The sequence below is a fragment of the Methylobacterium sp. 13MFTsu3.1M2 genome (assembly GCF_900112625.1).
In the GTDB taxonomy this organism is placed as follows: domain Bacteria; phylum Pseudomonadota; class Alphaproteobacteria; order Rhizobiales; family Beijerinckiaceae; genus Methylobacterium.
In genome coordinates this window covers 241,220-247,284 of sequence record NZ_FOMM01000009.1, presented here as the reverse complement: position 1 = coordinate 247,284, position 6,065 = coordinate 241,220, and the positions used below count along the sequence as shown (strand labels likewise).

Sequence of the window (6,065 nt, the reverse complement as noted above, 5' to 3'; positions counted from 1 at the left end):
GAGAAGTCCGACATCGAGGGCCGCATCTCGCAGATCAAGGCGCAGATCGAGGAGACCACCTCGGACTACGACCGCGAGAAGCTCCAGGAGCGCCTGGCCAAGCTCGCGGGCGGCGTCGCGGTGATCCGCGTCGGCGGCGCGACCGAGGTCGAGGTGAAGGAGAAGAAGGACCGCGTCGACGACGCCCTCAACGCCACCCGCGCGGCGGTCGAGGAAGGCATCGTCCCGGGCGGCGGCACCGCGCTGCTGCGCGCCAAGAAGGCGGTCGCCGAGCTGAAGTCCGAGATCCCGGACGTGCAGGCCGGTATCAAGATCGTCCTGAAGGCGCTCGAGGCCCCGCTCCGCCAGATCGCCCAGAACGCGGGCGTGGAAGGCTCGATCGTGGTCGGCAAGATCACCGACAACACCTCCTCGGAGACCTTCGGCTTCAACGCCCAGACCGAAGAGTACGTCGACATGATCCAGGCCGGCATCGTCGACCCGGCCAAGGTGGTGCGCACCGCCCTGCAGGACGCGGCCTCGGTCGCCGGCCTGCTGGTGACCACCGAGGCGATGGTCGCCGACGCGCCGAAGAAGGACAGCCCTGCTCCGGCCATGCCGGGCGGCGGCATGGGCGGCATGGACTTCTAAGTCCGAGCCATCCGCTGAGACGAAGGAAGGGGGTCGCCGCGAGGCGGCCCCTTTTCTCTTGGCGCCGGCCTGCCGCGGTGGCCCGCGGGGCGCAGGCCGGTCAGAGGCCGCGACGCGACGCTTCGGCCGCGAGACGCGCCCGCACGGTGGCGATCAAGGATTGCCGGACGTGCTCCGTCGCCTGGAACGGGATATCGAAGTTCAGGCTGTGGTAGATCAGGGATCGGATGATGTCCTGATCGGGATCGTCCGCGCCTGTCTGCATGAAGTCGAGGATCCAGGCATGGATCGCCGCGTGGTCGGACGTGTCGGGATCCGCGGCGAGGACCAAGTGGCCGCCGTGAATCCAGTCATCGCGCAGGGTTGCGGACACTTCGTCCGATGCAGGCATGACCTCACCTCGCGGCTCTGCCCGGTGCGGCCGGGACGATAGAGTTTTCGCGCGCGCCGATCCCGTTCTCCACCAGCGACCGCGGAGCTTCGACGCCGCGTCACCTGTACGTCGGCGCCTCGCCCGGCCGCGATGTGACGCGGCGGTCCGGGCGGTGGGCGATCAACAAAAAACGGGACGGCTCGCGCCGTCCCGTTCAGGGGCCTAATTATCGGCCAAGGAAGATCGAAGCCAGTCGCTGGAGCAGGCCCCGCGGTGCGGGCGGAGGCTCGCTCTGCCCAGGACCGTCCCCGATCTAAGCGTTGGCGGCGAAGGGGTGCTGCGCCGAGTTGCGCTGCTCGGTGACCGTCGAGGCCTTCGGCTCGCCGTTCACGGCGCGCTGGATCGACAGCTTGGTGGCCTCGTAGTTGTACTTCTGGATCTTGGCGTCGTCGGCCGCCTCCCAGTGGATGAACACGCCGACCAGGATGTACAGGTCGTCGGCCTCGTCCGCCGGGATGATGCCCTCGGCCACCGCGTCCTGCACGGCCTTGGCAACGCCGTGCTGGGCCGGGCCGAACATCTGGACGGCCTGACGGGCGTCGTTGATGGTGACCTTGTTGAACATCAGGGTGTTCGGCTTGCACGGCAGGTTCGGCGCGATGACCGCGAGCAGGCTGGTGAAGCCGTGCTTGTTGTTCACGAGGCCGTTGCAGAAAGCCGTCTCGGCCGGCGAACCGCGCGGTCCGATGATGAGGTCGATGTGGGCGACCTCGTTGCCGTCGCCGACGAGCGCTTCGCCGACCTGAACCTTGGTGATCTTCGCCATTCGGTGTCTCTCCCTGGATTCCGAAATAGAGCCGCGCGCCGGGCGGTGCCGCGGCCGGGAAGCCATCCTTGTTATCGGCGCCCGACCATGCCGGCCGAGCCGGTTGGGCCGAGCCGGTTGGGCCGGACAGCGCGGCGGACCCTACAGCGGGCCCCTGCGGCTCACAACCCGCGCAAGGCCCTGACACGAAGGAATTTCCATCCGCCCGGCGCTATGGACACCGGATCGTGCACGCGGCTCAGGCCAGCCGGGCGCCGGCGCCCGCGAGCGCGTCCCAGAACAGCGTCGCGACGGTGAAATCCGCGCTCGTGCCGGGATTGATCGACCGCGCCTTCAGCGACGCGTCGAGGGCCAGGAGCGCGTCGACCGGCCGCGCGGCGAGGTCGATCCCGGCCAGTGCCGCCCCGACTTCCCGGCGGACGCCCTCGGCCGCGGCCGCGCCGTGCTTGCGCGCGACGTGGCTGTCCGGGACGGCGCGCAGGAAGGCGAGGTGGATCGCGGTCGTGCACCAGGTCGGGTCGAGCCCGGCGGCGCGGGCCTCGCGCAGGGCCGCGAGCCCGATCGCCGGCACGTCCGCGAAACCCGTGACGTAGGCGCGGGCAATCCGGTCCCGGTCAGCGGCCTCCGCCATGGCGTCGCGCAGGGCGCCGGGCGCCGCCTCGGCGACGTCGTGCCGGGCGGCCTCGCCGAGGCCGCCCGGATTCGCGCGGCGGATGCCCGCGAAGACGGCGTCGGAATCCGCGCCGTCCAGCGTGTCGAGCACCGCAGCGACGGTCCGGTCCTCCTCGGCCGCGACCGCGAGCGGCGCGCAGAGCAGCAGGATGCCGAGATTGGTGTTCTGGCCCACCGCCGCCACGGTGGCGGCGACGCCGTCGCGGACCCGCGCCCCGACGCCCGCGCCCGCCCGGGCCAGGGGCGGGGCCGAGACGTCGGCGCTCGTGACGAAATCCGCCAGCACCATGCGGTGGCCGGGCGCGTAGGCGTGGACGTTGCCGGGCTTGAGGGCGTCGAGTTCCGCGAGGCAGGCCGCCCGGTAGAGCGTGCCGATCAGCGCCGCGTCGAGGCCGGCCCCGCTCATGCCACCACGAGCCGGGGGCGGCTGGCGCCGCGGGCCGCGGCGAGGAAGCCCCGCACCACCGCGGCGGCGATGTCGGTCTCGCAGACGGTCTGGAGCCCCGACCAGGCCGGCATGGAATTGACCTCGAGGACCGAGAACCCGCCCTCCCCGTCCTCGACGAGGTCGACGCCGGAATAGTCGACCCCGACCGCGGTGGCGGCGGCCTCGGCCAGCTCGGCGGCGGCGCGCGGCATCGCCCAGGGCAGCGGCCGGCCGCCCCGGTGGACGTTGGTGATCCAGCCGTCGCCCTCGCGGATCATGCCGGCGATCGCCCGTCCGTCGCAGACGAATACCCGGTAGTCGCGCCACAGGCCGTCCCGGCGCGGCACGTAGCGCTGGAGGTAGTAGACCCGCGCCACCGCCTCCTCGTCGGGCAGGTCCTCCGGCCGCTCGATCAGGGCGAGCCCCTCCCCTTGCGAGCCGAACAGCGGCTTCAGGACCAGCGGCGCGCCCGGTCGCGCCTCGGCGGCGACCAGGGCCGCGGCCGCCTCGCGCTTCGAGAACACCCAGGTCGCCGGGGTCGGCAGGCCGGCCCGGTCGATCAGCAGCGAGGTCGCCGCCTTGTCGACCGAGCGTTCGATCGCGGTCGGCGCGTTCCAGACGGTGACCCCCGCGGCGACCAGGGCGTGCAGAACGCCCAGCCGCATCGTCGTCGCCTCGAAGGTGCCGCCCGCGATGGTCCGCATCAGCACGCCGTCCGGTAGCGCGTCGGCGAAGCCCGGCACGCGCAGCGGCTCGCCGCCGCCCGTGACCACGGCCACGTCGGCGAGGGAGAACAGCACCGGCTCGACGCCGCTCGCGCGCAGGGCCGCGAGCAGGCGGTTCTTGTGCCAGGTGCCGTTATCGGCCGCGAGCCCGATGCGCATGGGGGTCCTGATCGTCACGGGGCCGCCCGCCTCCGGGTCGGCCCGAGGTTCTGTCGCTCGGTGGATCGGACTGGGGGCCCCGCCGCGCGGGAGGGGCGCCCCGCGTGCCCTCAGGCGAAGGACGCGTCGACCAGCGTCGGCTCCAGGCGGCCGCCGCGGTAGGTGGCGCCGGAGCGCACCGACGTGACGATCGCCTCGGCCGGCGAGAACAGGGCACCGTCGATCTTGTAGAAGTCGCCGTTCACCCGCGCGAAGATGTCGGCGAAGGGCGCGCCGTGGTCGCTCGACGTCGTGGAGGGCAATTGCTCGGCGAGCTGCCTGGCGTCGGCATCGTCGGCGTCCACGAAGAGCTGGACCCGGCCGCCGTAGATGATCGCGTCGTTGGTCCGGCCCATCGCCTTGATGAAGTCCGGGTGCGGCGGCGACAGCGGCGCCGAGCCGATCCCGTCCACGATGGCGTGCAGGTCGAAGCCGACCGTGTGGGCCTTGTGGAGGGCGACTTCCAGGACGCGGGCCACGACCTGCGTGGAGCCGGCGAGGCTCTGGGTCGGCGCGAAGATGAAGGTCAGATCCTCGGGCTTGAGGCCGGAGGCCTCCGCGACCTTGGCGACGACGCTCTCGGGCGGGCCGCCGGCCGCTTCCAGCACGAGGGCGGTCTTGGTGGCGGAATCGCGGAAGCCGAGTTCCTGGTACAGCTCCTCGACGGCCGCCACAGCGCGGCCCGGGCCTGAGCCGAGGGCGAAGAAGCCCGAATCCCCGGTCTCGTCCGCGAGGCTCCAGCCCGCGTACTGGCTGCCGAGGCAGGCGAGCACCGGGTCGGCGGAATGGACCGTCACCGAGTAGGGCCAGGACGCGATCGGCCCGCTCGGCGCGATCGTGACGGTGCCGAGGCCGCCGAGGCAGATCTCGGCGATGCGCCGCCCGGCCTCGATCGAGCCCCGCGCCTGCGCGCCGGCATCGACCATGCGGGCGCCGCCGGCGGCCTGCGACACGGAGAGCCGCAGCGTCGCGGCGTCGGCCACGAGCCGCTCGACCAGGGGGCCGGAGAGCGCGTTGATGCTGGGATAGGACGGGCTGGCACTCATGACGGGGCTTCCTCGGGGTGTGTTTTCTTCGCCGCGCAGACGGCCCGCAGGTGTGCCGTCCGCGTTTCCAACAGGGCGAGCACCTCCGCCCGGTCCGCGCCTTCGGCCAGCACCGTGCAGAGCGGCGCGTCGCGGCGGACCGCCGAGCCGGGGCACGGGCGGTCGCGCACGCAGTCCGGCCAATCGAGGTCCGGCACAGGCGCAAGCTCACGGTCCGCGTAACAGATCTGCGCGGCCGCCGCACCCGCCGGATGCGGGCCGGGCTCCGGCATCTTGCCGAGGCAGGCGGCGATGTGGGCCGCGAGCAGCGGCGTCCCGCGCCGGTCGAGGACGTCGAGGGTCGCGCCGGGCCTCGGGTTGATCTCCGTGAGCCACCAGTCGGTCCCGTCGACCAGCAGGTCGGCGCTGGCGAGGCCGCGCAGGCCGGTCGCGGCGACGATCCGCTCGGTCCCGGCGGCGACGGCCTGCACGACGTGGGCGGGGAGCGCCGGGGATTCGCCGGCGCCGCGGGCGAGCGCCCCGGCGTAACGGAACGGCCGGATCGGCGACGGCGCGCACCATTGCTGGGTGACCGCGAGGACACGGATCGTTCGGCCGTCGGCGAGGACGTTCAGGGCGTGGGGCCGCCCCGGCACGCGCGCCTGGAGATAGTGGCCCGCCGGCGCGGGCGACCGGGTGGCCGGCCGGATGTGGCTGCCGCCGGAACCCCCAATCCGCTTGACCAGCCAGCCCGCGGGGTCCGCCGGCGGCGCGGCCGCCACGGCCGGATGCGGCACGCCGAGGCGCGTGCACAGCGCGGCGAAGGCCACGGGATCCTTCAGGGCGGCGACGGTCCCGGCCGAGGCGCCGATGAGCCGGTGCCGCGCGGAGAGGCGCGCGATCAGGTCGGGGGCGTCCTCGAAGCCGCTGCCCAAGATCAGGCCGACCGGGTTCCCGGCCAGCGCCGCGAGGTCGTCGAGCGCCGCCAGGGTGGCGTCGGCGGCGGGGCCGGTGCCGAAGCGGCCCGGCAGTTGCCGGTAGGCCTCGGCCAGCGCGCGGGTGTCGGAATCGCCGAACAGGTCGGCGACGTAGGGCCGAAGCCCCGCGCGCCGCGCCGCCTCGGCCAGGGCGCGCCCGGCCTGCGCGGCGATCAGGACCGCGTCCGCCATCGGCATCCGGTCCGGGAGCG

At 73.4% G+C, this 6,065-nt stretch carries 7 protein-coding genes; 1 reads left to right on the top strand and 6 read right to left on the bottom strand.

The genetic code is table 11. The features are described 5' to 3' along the window. A partial coding sequence (locus BM314_RS10655; protein WP_280142544.1) for a TCP-1/cpn60 chaperonin family protein occupies positions 1-630 on the top strand: 630 nt, incomplete at its 5' end. A gap of 100 nt (positions 631-730) precedes the next feature. On the opposite strand, the gene BM314_RS10650 is transcribed toward BM314_RS10655, so the two are convergent. The 6 genes from BM314_RS10650 to BM314_RS10625 form a co-directional block, all read right to left on the bottom strand. Beyond that, positions 731-1,021 carry a hypothetical protein gene (locus tag BM314_RS10650; RefSeq protein WP_244539912.1) on the bottom strand — a complete coding sequence of 97 codons (291 nt, stop codon included), beginning with the start codon at positions 1,019-1,021 and terminating at the stop codon, positions 731-733. Between the two features lie 295 nt (positions 1,022-1,316). After that, a complete protein-coding gene (gene fae, locus BM314_RS10645; protein WP_012317540.1) occupies positions 1,317-1,829 on the bottom strand; it encodes a 5,6,7,8-tetrahydromethanopterin hydro-lyase in 513 nt (170 codons plus the stop codon). 238 nt (positions 1,830-2,067) lie between these two features. Further along, positions 2,068-2,907: a triphosphoribosyl-dephospho-CoA synthase gene (locus BM314_RS10640; protein ID WP_091978094.1), complete on the bottom strand. Its 840-nt coding sequence runs from the start codon at positions 2,905-2,907 to the stop codon at positions 2,068-2,070. After that, positions 2,904-3,812 carry an ATP-grasp domain-containing protein gene (locus tag BM314_RS10635; RefSeq protein WP_091978093.1) on the bottom strand — a complete coding sequence of 303 codons (909 nt, stop codon included), beginning with the start codon at positions 3,810-3,812 and terminating at the stop codon, positions 2,904-2,906. Before BM314_RS10635 ends, BM314_RS10640 begins: the two co-directional genes overlap by 4 nt. Positions 3,813-3,922: 110 nt before the next feature. Then, positions 3,923-4,897 (bottom strand): methenyltetrahydromethanopterin cyclohydrolase, encoded by a 975-nt coding sequence (gene mch, locus BM314_RS10630; protein WP_091978092.1) that lies wholly within the window; start codon positions 4,895-4,897, stop codon positions 3,923-3,925. Further along, positions 4,894-6,045 carry an ATP-grasp domain-containing protein gene (locus tag BM314_RS10625; RefSeq protein WP_091978106.1) on the bottom strand — a complete coding sequence of 384 codons (1,152 nt, stop codon included), beginning with the start codon at positions 6,043-6,045 and terminating at the stop codon, positions 4,894-4,896. Before BM314_RS10625 ends, mch begins: the two co-directional genes overlap by 4 nt. Positions 6,046-6,065 lie beyond the last annotated feature (20 nt).

Coding starts and splice junctions, on each gene's coding strand:
- BM314_RS10650 (WP_244539912.1), bottom strand. CDS start 1,021: ATGCCTGCATCGGACGAAGTGTCCGCAACCCTGCGCGATGACTGGATT.
- fae (WP_012317540.1), bottom strand. CDS start 1,829: ATGGCGAAGATCACCAAGGTTCAGGTCGGCGAAGCGCTCGTCGGCGAC.
- BM314_RS10640 (WP_091978094.1), bottom strand. CDS start 2,907: ATGAGCGGGGCCGGCCTCGACGCGGCGCTGATCGGCACGCTCTACCGG.
- BM314_RS10635 (WP_091978093.1), bottom strand. CDS start 3,812: ATGCGCATCGGGCTCGCGGCCGATAACGGCACCTGGCACAAGAACCGC.
- mch (WP_091978092.1), bottom strand. CDS start 4,897: ATGAGTGCCAGCCCGTCCTATCCCAGCATCAACGCGCTCTCCGGCCCC.
- BM314_RS10625 (WP_091978106.1), bottom strand. CDS start 6,045: ATGGCGGACGCGGTCCTGATCGCCGCGCAGGCCGGGCGCGCCCTGGCC.